At 60.7% G+C, this 21211-nt stretch carries 20 protein-coding genes; 7 read left to right on the top strand and 13 right to left on the bottom strand.

Going from position 1 to position 21211, the window contains the following annotated elements:
- The first annotated feature begins 10 nt into the window (after positions 1–10).
- Positions 11–1582, top strand: coding sequence for an alkyl hydroperoxide reductase subunit F (ahpF, locus tag DHB74_RS01130; protein ID WP_499160602.1), 1572 nt, complete (start codon positions 11–13; stop codon positions 1580–1582).
- 85 nt (positions 1583–1667) lie between these two features.
- Here the strand turns inward: ahpF and DHB74_RS01135 are convergent, their stop codons facing one another.
- Positions 1668–2087, bottom strand: coding sequence for a CBS domain-containing protein (locus DHB74_RS01135; protein ID WP_036988872.1), 420 nt, complete (start codon positions 2085–2087; stop codon positions 1668–1670).
- A gap of 41 nt (positions 2088–2128) precedes the next feature.
- Complete coding sequence (purU, locus tag DHB74_RS01140; protein ID WP_074778160.1) at positions 2129–2980, bottom strand: formyltetrahydrofolate deformylase; 852 nt, start codon at positions 2978–2980, stop codon at positions 2129–2131.
- Between the two features lie 344 nt (positions 2981–3324).
- Here purU and mvaT point away from each other — a divergent pair, with 344 nt between their 5' ends.
- Positions 3325–3699, top strand: coding sequence for a histone-like nucleoid-structuring protein MvaT (mvaT, locus tag DHB74_RS01145; protein ID WP_499160603.1), 375 nt, complete (start codon positions 3325–3327; stop codon positions 3697–3699).
- A gap of 74 nt (positions 3700–3773) precedes the next feature.
- Here the strand turns inward: mvaT and sbcB are convergent, their stop codons facing one another.
- Positions 3774–5225, bottom strand: a complete 1452-nt coding sequence (gene sbcB / locus DHB74_RS01150; RefSeq protein WP_036988868.1) for an exodeoxyribonuclease I — start codon at positions 5223–5225, stop codon at positions 3774–3776.
- 48 nt (positions 5226–5273) lie between these two features.
- A complete protein-coding gene (locus tag DHB74_RS01155; protein WP_083392387.1) occupies positions 5274–5675 on the bottom strand; it encodes a hypothetical protein in 402 nt (133 codons plus the stop codon).
- Between the two features lie 372 nt (positions 5676–6047).
- Here DHB74_RS01155 and DHB74_RS01160 point away from each other — a divergent pair, with 372 nt between their 5' ends.
- Positions 6048–6983: a universal stress protein gene (locus DHB74_RS01160; protein ID WP_280164420.1), complete on the top strand. Its 936-nt coding sequence runs from the start codon at positions 6048–6050 to the stop codon at positions 6981–6983.
- Positions 6984–7191: 208 nt separating this feature from the next.
- Here the strand turns inward: DHB74_RS01160 and DHB74_RS01165 are convergent, their stop codons facing one another.
- The 3 genes from DHB74_RS01165 to edd are packed head-to-tail and all read right to left on the bottom strand — an operon-like array spanning position 7192 to position 10387.
- Positions 7192–7833: a bifunctional 4-hydroxy-2-oxoglutarate aldolase/2-dehydro-3-deoxy-phosphogluconate aldolase gene (locus DHB74_RS01165; RefSeq protein WP_280164421.1), complete on the bottom strand. Its 642-nt coding sequence runs from the start codon at positions 7831–7833 to the stop codon at positions 7192–7194.
- A 17-nt stretch (positions 7834–7850) separates the two neighbouring features.
- On the bottom strand, positions 7851–8558 hold the full coding sequence (pgl, locus tag DHB74_RS01170; RefSeq protein WP_499160604.1) for a 6-phosphogluconolactonase: 708 nt from the start codon (positions 8556–8558) through the stop codon (positions 7851–7853).
- Entirely contained in the window at positions 8555–10387 is a 1833-nt protein-coding gene (edd, locus tag DHB74_RS01175) for a phosphogluconate dehydratase (RefSeq protein WP_499160605.1), read from the bottom strand. Before edd ends, pgl begins: the two co-directional genes overlap by 4 nt.
- Before the next feature lie 103 nt (positions 10388–10490).
- Here edd and pyk point away from each other — a divergent pair, with 103 nt between their 5' ends.
- On the top strand, positions 10491–11942 hold the full coding sequence (gene pyk, locus DHB74_RS01180; RefSeq protein WP_036988862.1) for a pyruvate kinase: 1452 nt from the start codon (positions 10491–10493) through the stop codon (positions 11940–11942).
- A gap of 121 nt (positions 11943–12063) precedes the next feature.
- On the opposite strand, the gene DHB74_RS01185 is transcribed toward pyk, so the two are convergent.
- A complete protein-coding gene (locus DHB74_RS01185; RefSeq protein WP_074778145.1) occupies positions 12064–13587 on the bottom strand; it encodes a fumarate hydratase in 1524 nt (507 codons plus the stop codon).
- 254 nt (positions 13588–13841) lie between these two features.
- Here DHB74_RS01185 and DHB74_RS01190 point away from each other — a divergent pair, with 254 nt between their 5' ends.
- The gene (locus DHB74_RS01190; protein ID WP_499160606.1) at positions 13842–14969 is read left to right on the top strand and encodes a GGDEF domain-containing protein; all 1128 of its coding nucleotides are present in this window, start codon (positions 13842–13844) and stop codon (positions 14967–14969) included.
- A gap of 11 nt (positions 14970–14980) precedes the next feature.
- On the opposite strand, the gene DHB74_RS01195 is transcribed toward DHB74_RS01190, so the two are convergent.
- Together DHB74_RS01195 and DHB74_RS01200 are read right to left on the bottom strand one after the other, a co-directional pair.
- Positions 14981–16138, bottom strand: coding sequence for a phospholipase D-like domain-containing protein (locus tag DHB74_RS01195; protein ID WP_136869677.1), 1158 nt, complete (start codon positions 16136–16138; stop codon positions 14981–14983).
- Positions 16139–16148: 10 nt separating this feature from the next.
- Entirely contained in the window at positions 16149–16931 is a 783-nt protein-coding gene (locus DHB74_RS01200) for an oxygen-binding di-iron domain-containing protein (protein ID WP_499160607.1), read from the bottom strand.
- A gap of 176 nt (positions 16932–17107) precedes the next feature.
- Here DHB74_RS01200 and DHB74_RS01205 point away from each other — a divergent pair, with 176 nt between their 5' ends.
- Entirely contained in the window at positions 17108–17863 is a 756-nt protein-coding gene (locus DHB74_RS01205; protein ID WP_036990088.1) for a GNAT family N-acetyltransferase, read from the top strand.
- Positions 17863–18642, top strand: a complete 780-nt coding sequence (locus DHB74_RS01210; protein WP_136869676.1) for a lysophospholipid acyltransferase family protein — start codon at positions 17863–17865, stop codon at positions 18640–18642. The genes DHB74_RS01205 and DHB74_RS01210 overlap by 1 nt, the downstream gene beginning before the upstream one ends.
- Here DHB74_RS01210 and DHB74_RS01215 read toward each other — a convergent pair.
- From DHB74_RS01215 to DHB74_RS01225, 3 genes are all read right to left on the bottom strand, one after another.
- Positions 18573–19214, bottom strand: a complete 642-nt coding sequence (locus DHB74_RS01215) for an acyl carrier protein phosphodiesterase (protein WP_136869675.1) — start codon at positions 19212–19214, stop codon at positions 18573–18575. The genes DHB74_RS01210 and DHB74_RS01215 overlap by 70 nt on opposite strands.
- Positions 19214–20152 carry a coiled-coil domain-containing protein gene (locus tag DHB74_RS01220; protein ID WP_136869674.1) on the bottom strand — a complete coding sequence of 313 codons (939 nt, stop codon included), beginning with the start codon at positions 20150–20152 and terminating at the stop codon, positions 19214–19216. The genes DHB74_RS01215 and DHB74_RS01220 overlap by 1 nt, the downstream gene beginning before the upstream one ends.
- Positions 20153–20292: 140 nt before the next feature.
- On the bottom strand, positions 20293–21168 hold the full coding sequence (locus DHB74_RS01225) for a LysR family transcriptional regulator ArgP (RefSeq protein ID WP_036988851.1): 876 nt from the start codon (positions 21166–21168) through the stop codon (positions 20293–20295).
- Between the last annotated feature and the right edge of the window lie 43 nt (positions 21169–21211).

The raw sequence follows: 21211 nt of genomic DNA on the forward strand, positions 1-21211 counted from the left end.
ACACGCACCTATGTTGGACGCCAATCTGAAGAAGCAACTGGACACGTACCTGCAGAACATCGCCAAGCCGATTGAAATCAGCGTGTCCGTAGATGACAGCCCCAAGGGCAAAGAATTGCATGAACTCGCGGTCGAGATTGCTGAAATGTCGAGCAAGATCGGGCTGGTTGCCGTGGACAACAAACGTACCCCGAGCATGGGCGTGGCGGAAGCCGGCCAGAGCCCGCGCGTACGTTTTGCCGGCATCCCGATGGGCCACGAGTTCACTTCCCTGGTTCTGGCCCTGCTGCAGGCCGGCGGTCACCCCTCCAAGGCTGACCCGGCACTGCTCGACCAGATCCGCAACCTCGAAGGCGAATATCACTTCGAGACCTATATCTCCCTGTCCTGCCAGAACTGCCCGGATGTGGTTCAAGCGCTGAACCTGATGGCTACCCTGAACCCGAACATCAGCCATGTGATGATCGACGGTGCGCTGTTCCAGGACGAGGTCGAGAGCCGCCAGATCATGGCCGTACCCACCGTCTTCCTGAATGGCGAACACTTCGGCCAGGGCCGGATGACGCTGGCCGAGATCGTCAACAAGGTCGACAGCGGCGCCGCCAAGCGCAAGGCCGCTGAACTGAACGAGAAAGAGCCCTACGAAGTACTGATCGTGGGTGGTGGCCCGGCTGGTGCAGCAGCAGCTATCTATGCTGCCCGTAAAGGCATCCGCACCGGTCTGGTAGCCGAGCGTTTCGGTGGCCAGGTGATGGACACCGTGGGTATCGAGAACTTCATTTCCGTGCCCTACACCGAAGGCCCGAAGCTGGTTGCCAGCCTGGAGCAGCACGTCAAGGAATACGATATCGACGTGATCACCGAGCAGACTGCTGCCAAGCTGACCACAGACGACATGATCGAGATCACCCTGGAAAGCGGTGCCACCCTGTCCAGCCGCTCGGTCATCCTGGCTACCGGCGCCCGCTGGAGAGAAATGAACGTTCCCGGCGAACAGGCATACCGCGGCAAGGGCGTCGCCTACTGCCCGCACTGTGACGGTCCGCTGTTCAAGGGCAAGCGTGTTGCGGTGATCGGCGGGGGCAACTCCGGTATCGAAGCCGCTATCGACCTGGCCGGCATCGTCGAGCATGTGACCGTACTGGAATTCAGCGACACCCTGCGTGCCGACGAAGTTCTGCAACGCAAGGCCCGCTCGCTGCCGAACGTGAAGATCATCAAGAACGCCGCTACCACTGAAGTTCGTGGGGACGGTAACAAGGTCGTCGGCCTGACCTACACCGACCGGGTATCCGGCGAGAGCGCCGATGTTGATGTGGCTGGTATCTTCGTACAGATCGGCTTGGTGCCCAACACCGACTGGCTGAAGGACAGCGGTATCAACCTGACCCGCTTCGGCGAGATCGAGATCGATGCACGCGGCGCCACTTCGCTTCCCGGCGTGTTTGCCGCTGGCGACGTGACAACCGTGCCGTTCAAGCAGATCGTCATCTCCATGGGCGCAGGCGCCACCGCGTCACTGGCTGCCTTTGACCACCTGATCCGTACCTCGGCCCCGGAGGCTGTCGCTGAAAGCGCCTGAGGGAGCGGTCAACAGATAACTGGCAGTGATAAAAGCCGCTCCCTTACAAGGTGCGGCTTTTATGTGAAAGGTAAAATCCCGTTTATCAGTTCTTTTTCGGTACTCCATGGTCGTTGAATGATTTCAACGCCAGCAACAAATCCCGCCGACTGATCTGTCCCACCAAGCGACCATGTTCCATGACCGGCAGGCGCCGCCGGTTCCGCTCGATAAAGTGTTCCGCCGCCTTGAGGATATTCGCATCGGCATCAATGGTCTCGACCACCTCACTCATGAACGAACCGACAGTACCGCCCGCCTCCTCGAAATAGCTGCCGCCGAGGATCGCCCGCAGACAGTCGCTTTCCGACAGCACTCCTACCAGATACCCCTGGGCATCCACTACAGATGCTCCGGATATCCGGTAGGTCAGCAACATATCGACGGCTTTGAACAGATCGGTATCCGGTGAAAAAGTCACCGGTTCGGTGTTCATGTAGTCACGTACCTTCATTGACTTGAGCATGCCATGTACTCCCGCGAGGCGCGGTGCATGGCATATCATTATCAGCCAAACACCACGGTCTTGTTATCGTGAACCAGTACTCGGTCTTCCAAGTGATAGCGCAAACCGCGGGAAAGTACCATTTTTTCCACGTCTTTACCGAGCCGAACCATATCTTCCGCATTGTGCCGATGACTGATACGTACGACGTCCTGCTCGATGATCGGACCGGCATCCAACTCTTCGGTTACATAGTGGCAAGTTGCACCGATGAGTTTCACCCCCCGCTGCGCTGCCTGGTGATAAGGTCGTGCGCCGACAAAGGAAGGCAAGAAACTGTGGTGGATATTGATTACCCGCCGGGCGTATTGCTCGCAGAGCTCAGCCGGAAGAATCTGCATATAACGCGCCAATACAATACAGTCGGCCTGTTGCTCATTCACCAACCGGGTAACTTCATCAAATGCCGGCTTCTTGTCCTTCGGATCGACTGGAACATGATGAAAGGGAATATCATGCCATTCGACCATGCTGCGCAGATCGTCATGATTGGAAATCACACTGGTTATTTCACAATCCAGCTCACCACTGTGGAAGCGGTGCAACAGATCCGCCAGACAATGGGACTCGCGGCTGGCCATCAACACCACTTTCTTGCGCTCAGCCGAATCACTCACCTGCCACTCCATCTGATATTCCGCGGCAATGGGTGCGAACACAGTACGCAGGCCATCGACATCGAAAGGCAGTGAATCGGCGCGAATCTCATGGCGCATGAAGAACCAGCCGGACAGGTTGTCCGAATGGTGATTGGCTTCGGTAATCCAGCCGTTATAAGTCGCCAGCAGGTTGCTGACCTTGGCCACAATCCCTACCCGGTCGGGGCAGGCGATTACCAGTCGAAAGGTACGCATCTAATCAACTCCAGATATCATAAAGCTCTGTTTCACTGCGCTCCGCGCCGCGTTGCCGCTCCGACTGTCTCGACAAGGCGAGGATGACGTGAAAGCAGACCCCGAGGCAGGGCCCCAAAAGCGAGACATTCTACTCCTGACATGCGGAAATTTCAGCCGACACCGCGCTTTATCTCTGCATGTTCGCAATCAGATTCAATGAGTTCCTCTCGATACATAATAATTTGCTTGATCCATTAACAAAAAGTTGCCGTTAACCCGCCTTTAATACCTGCAACTTCTTGTGCATCCTGCCAGCGATAAACTATCATTACTTCACTTTCAATATTCACCGGGAGACACTAATGTCCATGCTTCACGAATACCGCCAGATTGAAGATACCATTCGCGACCTGACCGCGCGTCTGAACTCGCTGTCCAACGATGAAAAACTCAAGAAAGAACTTGAGTTCGAGAAAAAGCTGCAGGATCTGATGAAGCAGTACGACAAGGAATCAGCAGATGTTGTTGCTCTTCTCAACCCGCAGAGCAAGCCAGCAGCCAGCAAAACGGCAAAGGCTCCGGCAGTTGCCAAGCGCGCACGCAAGGTTAAGCAATACAAGAACCCGAACACGGGTGAAACCATTGAAACCAAGGGCGGCAATCATAAAACTCTGAAAGCCTGGAAAGAGCAATACGGCGCAGAGAAAGTGGAAAGCTGGGCTACTATTCTGGGTTAATTCTTCCGGAAGGTGGTATCAGATAAAGAAAGCCCAGGCATTATTCCAGTGCCGGGGCTTTTCAATGAGCGATGTCAACCAGCCTTGAGTTTCTCAGCCAGTGCCAGGGCATGTTGGCGCCATTGCCCAAGCAGCTCCCGCCCCGCATCATCCGTTTGCGCCAGTGCCAACTCCAGATCCCGCATGAACTCCTCGAACGTCAGGGGTGCGCCCGCGAGCTGGCCACTGAGTTTCTGCTGGCAGAAATTCAACCATTCTCCGGTTTCAGTCACGCTCAGTGAGTCGGGAAAGTTACGCGCGCGATAGCGTTTGAGCATATCCACCAGACGCTGATCTTTCAGTGGCCACTGGGCCGCAGTCAGTGCGGCGGCATCGGCTTCGCGTATAGCCGCAAGTAACCGGCGATCATCGTCCGCTGTGAAACCATCGTATAACTGCGTCTCAGGATCGCTTTCAGACTCTCCCGGCTTGCCCGACTGTGGTCGCTCGGCATAGATCGCCGCCAGCTTCTGCTGCCCTGCCACCCGCCATTGTGCCAGCCACCGGGCGCGCTCCCACTGCGTATCCATATCCAGTTGCAGCCGTTCGACGTCCTGCGCGCGAAGCACCTTGGCATCGGCCAGTACCGGGCACTTATTGACATGTACCAGCTTGAGGCCGGGCCGCTGTTCGCCGGCAGCCAACTCGTCAGTCCGCGTATAGAGTCGCTGGCACAGTTCATCGGCGGACAACTCCTGCAACAGCTGCGGCTCCACTGCCAGGTCCCAGACAATCAAGGCATTGCGGTTGCGTGGATGCCAGCCCAGCGGCATGACCAACCCCAGACCACTGCGCTCCCGGCCAAAGCGGCCAGAAACATGAACCAGCGGTCGCAGCTGCTGCAGATCAATCAAGTCACCGACCCGGTGCTTGCTGCGCAGCGCATAGAGGTAGGCATACAGCCGTGGCTGCGCCTGCTTCAGCAGCCGGGCCATGGCGATGGTTGCCCGCACATCCGCCAGCGCGTCATGCGCCTGGCCATGGTCGATGCCATTCGCTGCGGTCAGCAGTTCCAGCCGCAGGCTGGTGAAGCCGTCCTGCTGCGGCCAATTGATACCCTCGGGGCGCAGCGCGTGGGCGGTACGCAGCGCATCCAGCAGGTCCCAACGGCTGTTACCACCTTGCCACTCCCGAGCGTAAGGATCGAAATAGTTGCGGTACAGGGAGAACCGCGTCATTTCATCGTCATAACGCAGGTTGTTGTAACCGGCGGTGCAGGTCCCCGGCTGCGCCATCTGCTCATGCAGCAGATGCATGAATTGCGCTTCCGGCAGCCCACGCAATGCCCGGGCGGGGTCGATGCCGGTAACCAGGCAGGCCATGGGATGGGGCAATATGTCATCGGCGATGCGGCAATCGATGCACAGCGGCTCGCCGATCTCGTTCAGCTCTTCATCCGTGCGGACACCCGCAACCTGCAACGGTCGATCGCGCCGTGGATCGATGCCGGTTGCCTCGAAGTCGTACCAGAATATGCTCTTGCTCATTGCAACTCCCCTGCTCTTGATGCCGGCAGGGTAACCTGTACCGCCGGGTCAGGCATCTTCGGCGTGCATGAACGTGAAATAATGTTGCAGCGCGCCAGCCAGGCTGGTGAACAGAGGCAGGTTGTCAACAATGCTGAACCCGGCATCATGGTGACCCGGCGTCAGGTCCGGCCGACACCAACGGCTGATGGCGCGGAATCTCTCTCGTTGCAGCCCTTCCCCGGTGACCGAAGGCAGATGCAGCTCCATGTCATATTGCACCCCCAGCATAACCGGCAAGGGGCTGATCAACATAAAGCCATTACATGACAGATTGCCCATCGAGCCCATGAAATTCCCGGTATGGCTGTTATACACGCTCAGATAAGCAGGCAGCTGATGCCGTGCAATCCGATGGTTGAACCGGTCGGATGAATCAGGCAACGCTCCGTGCTGAAACATACCCTGCATAGTCAATAATGCTCCTGTTCTTGATCAGCCCAAGAATGGGTTCTTCAGCCCATTGGTGCTCTTGCAGCGTTCCGGTATGCACTTCGACCACTGGAAGTGCAGCCAATCACGCAACACCCGGACGATGAATATCCGCTCGAGCAGGCATTTCGAAGAGAGTAAAGCTGAGTTCAGAATAGTTGAGCGCGTCATGTGGCTTCCTGCGCCGGCTCGTTCCTGGGAAAGGTGAGTACAGAATAGACCAGCCGCGACCGTAGGCCAAGCACCGGCTGAAAACGCCATGGCTGTCCGGCGGAGGATTGATCTGAATCAGCACTATACTGCTAAGAGTGGCTTAGGCTGAACCCACCAGGATCAATAGGGGTGCGCAACATGAATATTCAGCACATATTGGTAGTCATCGACCCGACCAGTGATACAGACCAACCCTGTCTGCGACGGGCTGAACAGTTGGCCGAATACTATCCCGCGGTCCGCTTCACCCTGTTCATGAGTGATTACATTCCCGCGCTGAATGGCGGCATGCTGTTCGATACCGATGCCCTGGCCAAAGCGCGCAGTACGTTGCTCGGCCACCGGGAACAGGGTCTCGCCCGGCTAGCCGAGCCCCTGCGTAACAAGGGCTGTACCGTCAACACTACAGTGGTCTGGGGTAAGCGCTATGAAAGGCACATTCTGCGCGCCATTCACGAACAACAGCCGGACCTGGTGCTCAAGACGACCCATCACCACAATCTCCTCAAGCGGCTGGTATTGACCAATGCCGACTGGTATCTGATCCGCCATTGCCCGGCGCCGCTGTGGTTGGTGAAGCAGCCGGAAAACGGACTGAAAGCCATCGGCGTCAGTGTTGACCCTCTGCATGAAGCCGACAAGCCCGCCGCCCTGGATTACAAACTGCTGACCACGGGCCGGGCGCTGGCGGCGAATACGGGCGCCCAGGTACACGCTATCCATTGCTATAACCCCTTGCCTCACACCCTGGCGTTCGATACCGGGTTGGTCGCGGATTACGACGGTTACGCCACTCAGGTGCAACAGCACCATATGGAAGCCTTCCGCGAATTTTCCGCCCAGACGGGCATGAGTGAGAACGAACAGCATCTGCTGCGGGGCTATCCAGAACAGGCGATCCCGGATTTCATCGCTCAGCAGGCTATCGACCTCCTGGTGATGGGTGCCATTTCCCGTTCACGCATAGAGAGCGCATTGGTCGGGCATACCGCCGAGCGGTTGCTGGATGATGTGCCCTGCGATGTACTGATCGTCAAGCCGGATGGTTTTGTGGATCCGTCAAAGCCGGTTTGAACTGGGTGCCTGGGAAGCGTTGATCATTGCAAAAACTCGCAGGCGCGTTCGGGTACCGCCTACAGCGGACCGTCGGTTGCCAGGGATGGCAACCGCGAGCATACAGGGACGTACTTGCTGCGTGTCCGCTGTAGGCGGTACCCGAATGCGCGAACTCATGAATCCCCTCTGATCAATGCTTCCCGCTCAGCCTCTTCATTACCTCCCCTCAAGCAACCCCCGTAAACTCCCTGCACAACTGCGTAATCCCAGCCCAATCCCCCGCCTTCACCATCTCCGCGGGTGCCATCCAGGTGCCGCCGGTGGCCATGACATTGCCCAACGCCAGATAGTCCGGCAGGGTTGCCGGAGTGATGCCGCCGGTGGGGCAGAATTGCACATCGTGGAAGGGGCCGGCGAAGGCGCGCAATAACGCGACGCCGCCACAGACTGCCGCCGGAAACACCTTGAAATGGCGATAACCCAGGCGGTATCCCATCATGATTTCCGACGCGGTGGCAATGCCCGGCAGCAGCGGCACGGGGCTGTCGAGCCCCAAGGTCAGCAGCTCCTGTGTCGACCCTGGGCTGACCACAAACTGCGCTCCCGCATCCAGCACCGACTGGAACTGCCGCCCATCCAGTACGGTACCGGCGCCCACGCACAACTCCGGACGCTGCGCCGTGAGCAGGCGAATGGCGGCCAGCGCCAGGGGCGTACGCAGGGTGATTTCCAGGTTGGTCACGCCACCGGCGGCCAGGGCATCAGCCAGTGGCAATACATCCTCCTCGCGCTGGATGCTGAGTACCGGCAGGATGCGTTGGCCGGTAAAGATCCGCTCAAGGGTTTGAGTGTTTTCAGTCAATCTCATTCAAGGTTCCGGAAGCCTCAGGGGCTGTAGAAAATATCCATGGGTGGCGACAGGAAGGCAGCGATCGGTAGCGCCAACGGGTTTGCCGCGCCCAGCGCGCTAGCCAACTGCTGATGCTTGTCCTCGCCACTGACCACCAGCATCTTGTTGCGCGCACGGTTGATAACCGCCGCCGTCATGCTCAGGCGCGGCAGGCGTTCACCCGCCTCCGGCACGGCAATGCATAACTCCGGGTGCTGTTCAGACAGATAATCACCCAGCTTTGGCATATGCGGAAAAAGTGAGGCGGTATGCCCGTCCGGGCCCATGCCCAGCACGATCACATCCAGCGGCAGCAGGTTAACGAGCATATTGTGACAGTACTGCGCATCGCTTTGCAGTGATTGTCCCTGATACATCGGCAGCCAGGTGGCCCGCTGCAATACCTGTGGCATGCAGCGCTGGATCAGACCCGCATTGCTCTGTTCATGTTCCGCGGGCACCCAGCGCTCATCGACCTGCGTGATGGTAACCTTTTCCCAATCGAAATCGGCCTGCTCCAGGCGCCGCAGAAAGCGCTCCGGGCCACGCCCGCCGGACAGCGCCAGACTGGCTTGCCCGCGCTGCTCAATGGCGTCGCCTAACAACGCCAGGATGCGCTTGGCGACCGCCTCGGCCTGCTGCTCGGGCCCATCGGCAGCGTGCCAATCGAGGCTCCGTGATACTGCCTGTTGTTCTGCGGTCATGTTGCACCTCCATCAGCCTGAATCAGACTGTCAGTAAAGCAGCTCGCCCCCTGCTCTGCCGCGCTGGCAGTTGTGCGGGCGAAGGCAAAGAGCTCCCGGCCCCAGCCGCGGCGGACCGGCTCGGCATGCACGGCCGGCGTACGGGCCTGCCATTCGGCTTGATCAACCTGTACTTGTAGGGTCCCATTGACGGCATCAAGTTCCAGCAGATCACCATCGCGCAGGTAGGCGATGGGTCCACCGTTATGGGCCTCGGGTGTCAAGTGGATCGCCGCCGGCACCTTGCCGGATGCACCAGACATGCGCCCGTCGGTTACCAGCGCCACCTGCAGGCCGCGATCCTGCAATACCCCCAGATAGGGCGTGAGCTTGTGCAGCTCCGGCATGCCATTGGCCGCCGGCCCCTGGAAACGTGCGACGACGATCACATCACTCTGGAATTCATCCCGCTGAAAAGCGTCGACGAAAGCCTCCTGGCTATCGAAGATCCGGCACGATGCACTGACCCGCCAATACTCGGGTTGCACTGCGGAGACTTTGATCACGCTGCGCCCCAGATTACCTTCCAGCAGTCGCAGACCGCCGTCAGCGCTGAAGGGCGTCTGGCGGCTGCGCAAGACGCTTTCATCCAGGCTGGCTGCCGGGCCGTCGCGCCAGCTCAGGCGCCCGTCCGTCAATACCGGCTCGCGGGTATAGCGCTGCAGTCCCGGACCGGCAATAGTGTTTACATCGGCATGCAGCAACCCGCCGTCGAGCAGTTGGGCAAACAGGTAGGCGCTGCCACCCGCGGCCTGGAAGTGGTTAACATCGGCTTGGCCGTTGGGGTAAATACGCGCCAGGGTCGGTACGACTTCCGACAGCAGCGCCATATCGGTCCAGTTCAGTTGCAGCCCTGCGCATTGGCCGATCGCAATCAGATGCAGCGTCAGGTTGGTCGAACCGCCGGTGGCCAGCAGCATGACCAACGCGTTGACTAGCGCGCGCTCATCCAGAATCGAGGCCATGCTGCCCTCGCCCGCCCGCGCCAGCCGGGCCGCCTGCTCCGCCACATGAACCGTCAGGGCATCGCGCAGCGGCGTGCCGGGATTGATGAAGGACGCGCCCGGTAGCTGCAACCCCATGGCCTCCAGCAGCATCTGATTAGTATTGGCGGTGCCGTAGAAGGTGCAGGTGCCGGGCGCGTGGTAAGCCTTGCTTTCCGCGTCCAGCAACTCTTCGCGAGTCGCCAGCCCTTCGGCATAGCGCTGTCGCACCTTGGCCTTCTCGCCGTTGGGCAGCCCGGAAGGCATCGGCCCGGCGGGTACGAACAGGATCGGCAGATGACCAAAGCGTAGCGCGCCCATCAACAGCCCCGGCACTATCTTGTCGCAGATGCCCAGGCACAAGGCGGCATCGAACATGTTGTGCGACAGGGCGATAGCCGTGCCCATGGCGATCACATCGCGGCTGACCAGAGACAACTCCATCCCCGGCTCGCCCTGGGTGATGCCGTCACACATGGCCGGCACCCCACCAGCGACCTGTCCGGTGGCGCCGAAGGCGCGCAGCGCGGCGCGGATCTGCGCAGGAAAAGTCTCATAGGGCTGGTGGGCGGAGAGCATGTCGTTATAGGCCGTTACCATGCCGATATTGACCTCGTCGACCATCCGCAGGCGGTCCTTGTCCCCTGCCGGACACCCGGCCATACCGTGGGCGAAGTTGCTGCAGGACAGATCACGGCGCCCGCGGGGTCGGGCTGCCGCAGTAGCCATCTGCTGCAGATAGGCCGTCCTAGACAGCCGACTGCGTTCAACCAGCTGCTCGGTAACCTCGATAACTCGCGGGTGCATGCATTTCTCCTGTCAGACCAGTGTCATAGCGGCTTCTGCCTGTCATACATAGAGCGTATGATCTATTGTAAGCCACTGAAATGTAACTGAAGGGAAAACATTCATGACCCTGCGCCGTACCAAGATTGTCGCCACCCTCGGACCTGCCAGCAGCACTCCGGAACGTATCGAAGCCCTGATCAAGGCCGGCATGAACGTCGCCCGCCTGAACTTCTCCCACGGCACCCATGACGAGCACCGCGCCCGGGCGCAACTGGTACGCGATATCGCCGCGCAACAGGGCACCCACGTCGCTCTGCTGGGCGACCTGCAGGGGCCGAAGATTCGGATCGCCCGTTTCAAGGACGGCAAGATTCACCTGAACGTCGGCGACAAGTTCCGCCTGTCCACCAGCCATCCGCTGGATGAGGGCAACCAGGACGTGGTGGGCATCGACTACCCCCAGCTGGTGTCGGATTGCCGCGCCGGGGACGAGTTGCTGCTCGATGATGGCCGTATCGTTCTGCAGGTGGATAGCATTACCGCGGACGAGGCCCAGTGCACCGTGACCGCTGGTGGCGCCCTGTCCAACCACAAGGGCATCAACCGCCGCGGTGGTGGCCTGTCCGCCGCCGCGCTCACCGACAAGGACCGCGCCGACATCGTGCTGGCCGCCGAGCTGCAGATGGAATACGTCGCCGTCTCCTTCCCCCGTGATGCCAAGGACATGGATCAGGCCCGTGCATTGCTGACCGACGCGGGCTCCCAAGCCTGGCTGGTGGCCAAGATCGAACGCGCCGAAGCGGTGGCTGACGAAGCCGCGCTGGATGGCCTGATCGACGCCAGTGACAGTGTGATGGTCGCCCGTGGTGACCTGGGTGTGGAGATCGGTGATGCCGAACTGGTGGGTATCCAGAAGATCATCATTGCCCGTGCCCGGCGCAAGAACAAGACCGTGATCACCGCCACCCAGATGATGGAATCGATGATCAGCAGCCCGCTACCAACCCGCGCTGAAGTCTCCGACGTGGCCAACGCCGCACTGGATTACACCGATGCAGTGATGCTGTCGGGCGAGACCGCCGCCGGCGACTTCCCGGTGGAAACGGTCGCAGCCATGGATCGTATCTGCCGCGGCGCGGAGAAGAACCCGACCAACCAGCTGTCGGGGCACCGTCTGCATATGGAATTCGACCGCTGCGACGAAACCATTGCCCTGGCCGCAATGTACGCAGCCAACCACTTCCCGGCGGTCACTGCGGTGATCACCCTGACCGACAGCGGCTATACCCCGCTGATCATGTCGCGGATCCGCTCGCACCTGCCGATCTACGCCCTGTCACCCCACGCCCAGACCCTGGGTCGGGTGGCACTGATGCGCGGCGTGCAGAGTATTGCCTTCAACCCGGCCGAAGTGCCGGCCACTGAAGTGAATCAGCACGCGGTGAACAAGTTGCTGGAGCTGGGACATGTCAAACCGGGGGATTGGGTAGTGCTGACCAAGGGCGATGTCTACAACTCGCGCGGCGGCACCAACTCGATGAAGCTGCTGCATGTGGGAGAACAGCTCGTCTGATGACGAGCTGTTTCAGCTGAGAGCAGAGCGCTCTCGGCATGATTGACTCTGTGGGGGCGGCCAAGGCCGCTCCTACAACTGGCCTGCCCCACAGGGGGCAGACCATACTTACTTCTGACGCTTACTGCACTTCCACCGCCAGGCTGTCGGCAATCTTCTGCTTCCAGATCTGCGGGCCGGTGATATGCACTGACTCTCCGCTGCTGTCCACCGCTACGGTGACCGGCATGTCCTGCACGTCGAACTCGTAGATCGCTTCCATGCCCAGCTCCGGGAAGGCCAGCACCTTGGCTTTCTTGACCGCCTGGGAGACCAGGTAGGCAGCGCCACCGACGGCCATCAGATACACCGCCTTGTTGTCCCTGATCGCCTCGATGGCGATGGGGCCACGCTCGGACTTGCCGATCATGCCCAGCAGACCGGTCTGCTCCAGGATCTGGCGGGTGAACTTGTCCATGCGCGTTGCGGTGGTCGGGCCAGCCGGTCCAACGACCTCATCACGTACCGGGTCTACCGGACCGACGTAGTAGATAAAGCGGCCCTTCAGATCTACCGGCAGCTCTTCGCCCTTGTTCAGCATGTCGACCATGCGCTTGTGTGCGGCATCGCGACCGGTCAGCATCTTGCCCGACAGCAGCACGGTTTCGCCGGTCTTCCAGGTCTGTACTTCTTCCGGGGTCAGGGTGTCCAGATTGGCGCGGCGTACGCCGGTGCCCACTTCCCAGGTGATGTCCGGGTAGGCGTCCATGGGCGGCGGCGCGAGTTCGGCCGGACCGCTGCCGTCCAGCACGAAATGCGCATGGCGGGTGGCAGCACAGTTGGGGATCATGCACACCGGCAGGCTGGCAGCATGCGTCGGATAATCCATGATCTTGATGTCCAGCACCGTGGTCAGGCCGCCGAGGCCCTGGGCACCGATGCCCAGCGCGTTGACCTTGTCCATGATTTCCAGGCGCAGCTCCTCGACGCGATTCTGCGGGCCACGCTTGCGCAGCTCGTGAATATCGATCGGGTCCATCAATGATTCCTTGGCCAGCACCGCAGCTTTTTCCGCAGTACCGCCAATGCCGATGCCGAGCATACCCGGTGGGCACCAGCCGGCGCCCATGGTCGGTACCGTGTTGACTACCCAGTCAACGATCGAGTCGGAGGGGTTGAGCATGACCATCTTCGACTTGTTCTCGGAGCCGCCGCCCTTGGCCGCAACATGGAACTCGACGGTATCGCCGGGTACCAGTTGATAGTGGATTACCGCCGGCGTATTGTCCTTGGTGTTGGTGCGCTTGCCCGCCGGGTCGGCGAGAATCGAGGCACGCAGCACGTTTTCCGGCAGTTGATAGGCACGCCGCACGCCTTCGTTGATCATGTCATCGATACCCATGGTGGCACCGTCCCAACGGACGTTCATGCCCACCTTGACGAACACGGTCACGATGCCGGTGTCCTGGCAGATCGGCCGATGGCCGGTGGCGCACATGCGCGAGTTGATCAGGATCTGCGCCATGGCATCGCGCGCCGCCGGAGACTCTTCACGCTGGTAGGCTTCGTGTACGGCCTGGATGAAGTCTACGGGGTGGTAATAGGAGATGTATTGCAGCGCATCGGCAACGCTCTGGATCAGATCATCTTGCTTGATTACGGCCATTCTCGGACAGGCTCCTCTATAGGCTTGCTGGCCGCAGACGTGCCAATCGAGGCAGTGCGACCAGATTCACGGAATGCTTGGGCCGGGCCGACAACCCCCGGCTGAGTGAAAGCAGGCGACAAAGTATACCCGAGCTTGCGAATCCGGGTCAGCCGTTCAGCTGATAGCTTTGCGCTATAACAGGAGCAGACCCTAGGCAAACGATGCGGGGGCCGTTAAAGTGATATCAGCAAGCCACCATACAAGAAGACGCAATGATTGAAAGGGAGTTTGACCGACAGGCCCGGGACCAGGCGCTCCGCCTGCAGCGCTTCTTTCTGGCCCAGTGGGTTTATGGCATCACCTATGTGGTGATCGCAGTGACCTGGGCCACCGGTGCCTATATCGGCAGTCTGGGCATGGCCCTGAGTCATTATGGACTCGGCGTCGCTACCCAGGCGGTCTTCTTCTTCATGTTCCGCACAAACTTCAACCTGCGCTTCAAGGACCCCAGCCTGACCAGTCCGCAGATCGTCGTCGCCCTGCTGCTGCAGACCTACCTGCTGGCGATGGTCGGTCCGATCCGCGGCATCATACTGGCCGCTTATTGCTTGATCCTGCTGTTCGGCGTGTTTCAGCTGTCACGCATTGCCTATCTGGCCCACGCGGCGTTGGCCCTGGCCTGTTATGGCGGGCTGATCATTCTCAACCAGCAGTTGAATATCTATCCGCAGACGCGGTCCATTGCTCTGCTCGAATGGTTCGTGCTGGCCTGCTTCATGTTGTGGCTGACCATTCTCGGTAGTTACATCCGGGAGCTGGGCGAGCGTTTGCAGCGCCGCCACAGCACGCTGCAGCAACACCAGCAATCGCTGCGCAGCATGATGGACGAACTACAGAACCTGGCGACCACCGACGTGCTCACCGGCCTGCCCAACCGCCGGCATTTTCTTGACGAGGCGCAGCGCCGCATGACGTTGCAGCGCGACGGCCAGACGCTCGGGCTGGCATTGATCGATCTGGATCATTTCAAGCGTATCAATGATCTGTATGGCCACTCAGCCGGGGATGAGGTGCTTCAGGGCTTTGCCCGGATCGCCCGGGCCAATCTGCGGGGCGAAGATATGGTGGCACGTTTTGGTGGCGAGGAGTTCGTACTGCTGTTGAGCAACTGCGATCTGTCGTCCCTGCAGCATTGCGTGGAGCGCATCCGTCTGAACCTGGCGCGCACCTCTTTTCCTTCCCTGCCTGATGAAGTGTATTGCACCTTGTCTGCCGGGCTCTGCCTGATTCAACCTGAAGACAGTCTCGAACTGCGGATCAGCCAGGCCGACGAAGCACTCTATCGGGCCAAAGCCGGCGGTCGCAACTGCTCACAGACGCACCAGGACGCCTATGCCTGACGCCCACCGATTCAGCGCCTGACATCCAGCCCGGATGCCACCGCGCGATTGATAGTGCCCCACAGCCGGATCTTCAATCGGTGATACCACGGCAGCGCCTGCCAGTCGGCCAGGGTCCACTCTCGCGATTCGGCGAAATCGGCGGCGAAGCTTTCTTCTACCGCTCGAGTCATGCCGCTGTCGACGATGTTCTGGTTGGCTTCCAAATTCCAGTGCAACGTCCAGTGATCAAAGTTCGACGAACCCAGGCTGACCCAATCGTCCACTAACACGGTCTTGAGGTGCAGAAACCGCGGCTGGTATTCAAAGATGCGGATACCCGCAGCCAACAGCCGCTTGTAATAACGCTGTCCGGCATAGCGCACCGCCGGGTGGTCAGTGACTTCGCCGCACAACAGCAAACGCACATCCACGCCCCGTCGGGCAGCGTCCATCAAGGCCCGGCGAATACGCCGGGTCGGCGCGAAATACGGAGTGGCCAGCCATACCTGCCGCTGCGCCCGGGCGATACTGGCCAGCAGCGCCTGCACCAGTTCCCGGTGGGTGCGGCCGTCGGTCAGCGACACCCGCGCCCAGCCCTGCCCTGTCGGCGGGTGCGGCGGCAGGCGTACACGGCGCAGGCGCGCCGGTTGCCGACCACTGCGCCGTTCGGTTGCCAACCATTGCTGTTCGAATACCTCCAGCCAGTCGGCCACCACCGGGCCGCCTACCTCCAGCATCTGCTCATGCCAGAGACAGCGCCCACCAGGATCGGGAATGCAGAACTCATCGGTAAAGCCGGCGCCACCAATGAACACGATGCGCTGGTCGACGATGAGCAACTTGCGATGATCACGGTGCAAATTGGATCGACCACCCAGCAGGTTGAGCGGGTTATAGAAACGCAACTCCACCCCACCCTGAATCAGCCGTTCGCGATCGCCTTCCGTCAACTCGCGGCTGCCGAGACTGTCGAAGCGGCAGCGCACCCGCACACCACGCGCCACCGCCCGTAACAGTATGTCGGTCACCTTTTCGGTACTGTGACCGGACTCCACGAGGTAGAGCTGAATATCGATACTGGTGCGGGCCTGCTCCATGGCCTGCAACATCTTCGGAAAGAAGCAGTCCCCATCCATCATGAGTTCGAAGGTATTGCCTTCACGCCAGGGATAGATCGGGTTCGCCATGCGTCAGGTCTCAGGGTATCTGGTAGTCGTCCTGTTCCATCAGATCCATGCCACATTCAAGCTGGCTGATCCAATCGAGAAACTCCCTGATCATAGCAGCCCCGATAAACGGCCGACCATGTTGCGGCACGATCATCTTCGGCTGCAGTCGCAGGATCATGTTGGCCCAGAGCCGACAAGCCTTGTTGCCGGCCATGTAACGCCGATGGAAGCTTTCCATGGTGGGAATGTGGGCGGTGAAATCGCTGACCGGCTCCGCGTCATCCACCAGCGATGCGCCCATGTCGCCGGAAAACAGGATGCCACTGACCGGGTCATAGAACTGCAGGTTACCCACCGAGTGCAGAAAGTGCGCGGGCAGCGCCTTGATCACACATTGGCCCAGGGGAATATTCTGCCCCCGGTCGGGCACTGCGATCATGCGTTCCGTGGTACTCATGCCCGACGCTTTAGCCAAAAAGGCCGCGGACAGGTGCGGCAGAAAGCGTGCCCACAATTTGGAACAGACGACCTTGCAGCCGGTATGGAGAAACCACTTGTCCAACGAAGCGATAATGTCCGGGTCCTGGTGCGAGGCGAACACATAAGTCAGGTCGCGCACCACGATATGCCGGCTCAGCGCCAGGGACAGTGGCATATAGGTCAGGTCACCGCCCGGACCGAGCAATGCATGCTGATCATGATCGACGATCAGGAACTGGTTGGACTGCACGCCATCGCCGGTCACCAATTGATCGAAACACAGCACCTTGTGTACGCCGTTATCGAACAGCACCCTGGGGGTACTCGACATTTCAACTCCTTGTCTTGAATCTTGCGGGCCGTCTTTATAGGCGACGCGCGCCAGCCTCGTGCTGATCTGGATCAAACTCCCTGCAGTGTCACCCAACCGACATCAACCAGTCACTTTCGTGACATGGCTATTGATCAGCATGGTGGCACGAAATGGATGCTGCGCTGGAGGTAACGATGATGGGTATGGCACAGGCAACAGATCAGATCAATCAGACCCCATTGGTAGTCGAGCTGACCACCGAGCCCGCCGCGATCAGGGAGGCGCAGGCGCTACGCTACGCCATCTTCAGCGAGGAATGTGGCGCCAGACTGGAGAGCTCGGTACCCGGGCTGGATCATGATGCCTTTGACAGTCACTGCGAGCACCTGCTGGTGCGCGAGCGCAGCAGCGGCCAGGTGGTGGCCACTACCCGCTTGCTTGACAGCCACGGCGCCTCCCGGGCCGGCGGTTTCTACAGCGAGGGTGAGTTTCACCTAGTGGGGCTGGAGTACCTGCGCGGGCCGATCCTGGAAATCGGTCGCACCTGCGTGCATGCTGACTACCGTAACGGCAGCACCATCGCCGTGCTCTGGTCGGGCCTGGCGCAGCTGATGAATGAGCGCAATTACAGCTTCTTGATGGGCTGCGCCAGCATCGGCATGGGCGATGGCGGCATTCAGGCTCATGCCATCATGCAACGGCTGCGGGAACGTCATCTCAGTCGCGAATGGCTGAATGCCGTGCCCCGCCTGCCGCTGGCCGAACAGCACCTGCCCGCCAACGTTACCGCGCAGCTGCCACCGCTGCTCAAGGCCTATATGCGCCTGGGCGCGAAAATCTGCGGCGAGCCCTGCTGGGACCCGGCATTCAATGTCGCCGACCTGTTCATTCTGTTGCAACGCGAGCAGCTGTGCCCGCGCTACGCCCGGCATTTCAAGGCGGTCAGTTGATGGCAACCTGGCGCCGCCTGTGGCGAGCACCGCTGGTAGCGCTGTGGGTGCTGCTCGGTATGCTGCTGACAGCCCTGTTGCAGCTGTTGCCCGGCCGCTGGCGGGAACCACCACGCCAGGCCATTACCCGCTGGTGGATGCGCTGCCTGCTCCGCCTGTTGCCGCTGCATATTCGCTACCACGGGCAACCGGCGGCTGGCACGGCGCTATGGGTCGGCAATCATGTGTCCTGGGTGGATATCATTCTGCTCGGCGCCCGGGCGCCGGTCCGTTTTCTGGCCAAGGCCGAGGTGCGTCAATGGCCGCTGCTGGGATGGCTGGCAGACCGGGCGGGTACGGTCTTCATCCATCGCGGCCAGGCCGCCAGTCTCAATCAGCGCCTGGGCAATGTCCTGCAGCGGGGCCACAACCTGATGATTTTCGCCGAAGGCACTACCACGGCGGGTGACCAGGTGCGCACCTTCCATGGTCGCCTGTTCGGTTGCGCCATCGAACAACACCTGCCCATCCAGCCGGTAGCCCTGGCTTACCGCAATCATGGGCAACGGGACACTATTGCCCCCTTCATTGATGATGACGAATTCTCCCGCCATCTGTGGCGTTTGCTGGGCGCAGCGCGTATCGACGTCGATGTGCACTTCCTGCCTTTGATCGACAGTCACACCCTGGGCCGCAACGAGCTGGCCCGCAGCGCCCGCCAGGCAGTGATTCAGGCGCTGGGGCTGGAAGAGGACAGTAGCAACTGCCAATCGGTCGACTCGCTGAGAGCGGCCGCCTGAGCGTCGGCAAAGGCAATCACCTCGGGCATGAACTCCAGAAAATCAGCCTCGAAATCCGAGTAATCCCGCTCCAGTTCGCTGACCGCCCCTGGCAGGCGGTTTTCCGGGCGCAGGCGCCGGGCCATGTTGTCCAATGCCTGGTGCAGGTTCTGCAGCTCCGCATAACTGCCCAGCCAGTCCTGCTCGGCCATGCGCACCAGCACAATCCTTGCCCGTTCCGGCATCAGCGCCTGCTGGGCCAGCACCGCCTGCTGGTACATCCGGGTGGTGAACATGGCCAGGGACTGGTCGGCAAATTGCGCCCAATGGCGGGCCAGCAGATGGTCATAGAACATGTCGACCATGATGCCGGCGTAGCGGCGCCGCTCACCACTGACCCGCGCCTTGCTGCGCAGCACCAGCGGATGGCGATCGGTGAAAGCATCGATGCGCCGATGCAACCAGATGCCCTGGCGCACCCGGTCCGGCAGGGCCATGGCAGCCACCGGCCCCTTGACGAAATCACCCAGCAACCCACCCAGCGCCTGTTGCGGATCGTCCGGTCCCAGGCGCAGATGAGCCAGGAAGTTCATCAGCGCTGCCCCAACTGCTGCTGCAGATTGCCGAGCTGGTTGCGCAATGTGGAAATGGTGCGATTGGTCTGCAGGCGGAAGCTGTCGATCGCCCGCAGTGACTCTTCGGTGCTGGCCAGACGCTCCTCGATTTCACTGCGCAGCACCAGCATCTCCTGCTCGACATTGGCCCCGGATGACGCTTGCAGTAATGCCTCCAGTTCGCCGCGCTGACGGGCCAGTTCGCTATCCTGCTCCGCCAACCGGCGCTCCAGCTGGGCCAATGCCTGCAGTTGCTCGCTGGCCTGCTGCAGATCGCTGCGCAGGGCGGCCTGCGCCGTATTGGCCGATTCAGTCTGCTGGGCCAGCTCGGTCAATGCCTGCTGCTGTTGTTCAAGTTGCTCACCGAGCGTGCTGGCCAGCCCGTCCAGCGCCGTCATCTGTTCCACCCGGGCCGCATCGGCCTGTTGCAAAGCCTGCATCCTCCGTTGTTGCTGCTGCAAGCTGTCTTGCTGGCTCTGCAGTTCGTCCTGCTGAGTCTGCTGGGTAGCCGTCAGTTGCTCCACCCGCTGTTCCAGCTTGTTGAGTTGCTGTACCCGGTTCTGCTCATTCTGGCTCAGGCTGGATTCGGTCGCGACCACCTTGCCGCTGATATCCTGCAGTCGGCCCGCCGCTTCCTCACTGATCCGCGCAAAGCTTTCCTGGGTCGCCACCAGTTGCCGCTGCAGGCGGCTCTGCTGCTGGTGACTCCAATAACCCAGCCCGACCAGAGCAATCAACAGACTCAGACATACCGCCCAGAGCGCGCCATTGCGCTGGCGACGGGGCGGTGGTTCGCGCACCGCCCGTACCACTGGCGGCTCCGCTGGGTTGCCGCGGCGCGCGCCCGGTTGCGCGGTGACCCGATCCTCATCGGTTGCGCGAATTCCCGGGACGTCCCGGATATCATCATCACCCATAAAATCCCCTGTTGCCCTCAACCCGCTCTGGACTCTGTCGCTTTCGGAGGCACCGAGTTCCTCTCCGGCCTTGGCATTTTTCACCACTGCCTATTCTGCGCGCTGTGGAACGACCTGACCACCCGTGCCCGTCTCTGGGGTCAGTGCAGCACCGTGCGTGCCAATTGGTGAGTCAAGGCCTCCAGCAATCGTCCGCCGTTGCGCCAATAATGCCAGTACAACGGTACCTCCACCTGATTGCCGGGCAGGAGCTCCTGCAGCCTGCCGGCGGCCAACTCGGAGCGGATCTGCAAGGCCGGTACCAGGCCCCAACCCAATCCCGAGTCGATCAGCCGCACGAACCCCTCCGACGAGGGGCATAAATGATGCGGAAACCGTTCGGTAAATCCGCAGCCGGCCAGAAACCGATGCTGCAACTGGTCATCGGGACCGAAGACAATGGCCGGGGCCCGACGCAGCGCCGCTGGAGTGATGCCTTCAGCAAAGTGCCGCGCCATGAAGGCGGGACTGGCCACCGCCAGATAGCGCATGCTGCCCAACGATAAGGAACGCGCGCCCGCCACCGGTTGCTCCGTTGCGCAGACACAACCGGCCACCTCACCGGCGCGCATGCGGCGCAGTCCTACATCCTGATCATCTACCAGCAATTCCAGCAGCAGATTCTGCGCTTCGCACAGATCGGCCACCGCATCGGCCCACCAGGTTGCCAGACTGTCCGCATTCAGTGCTATACGCAATCGCGGGGCGGCATCAGTTTCGCTATCCATGGGCACATCCCGCTGCAGATCACGCTCGAGCAAGCGCACCTGCTGCACATGGTTGAGCAGTTTCCTGCCGGTCTCGGTCGGCGCAGGCGGCACAGCCCGCAGCAGGACCGGCGCCCCTACCCGTGATTCCAGCAGTTTAATGCGTTGGGATACCGCCGATTGGGACAGCCCCAACGCCCGTGCGGCCCGCTCGAAACCACCCTCTTCCACCACGGCGGCCAGCGCTTGCAACAGCTTGTAATCGAGCATGAGTAATTTTTATATCCCATCAGCAATATTTGTTTCTCTTATA

Source organism: Pseudomonas sp. G11-1 (assembly GCF_024031555.1).
GTDB lineage: Bacteria > Pseudomonadota > Gammaproteobacteria > Pseudomonadales > Pseudomonadaceae > Halopseudomonas > Halopseudomonas bauzanensis.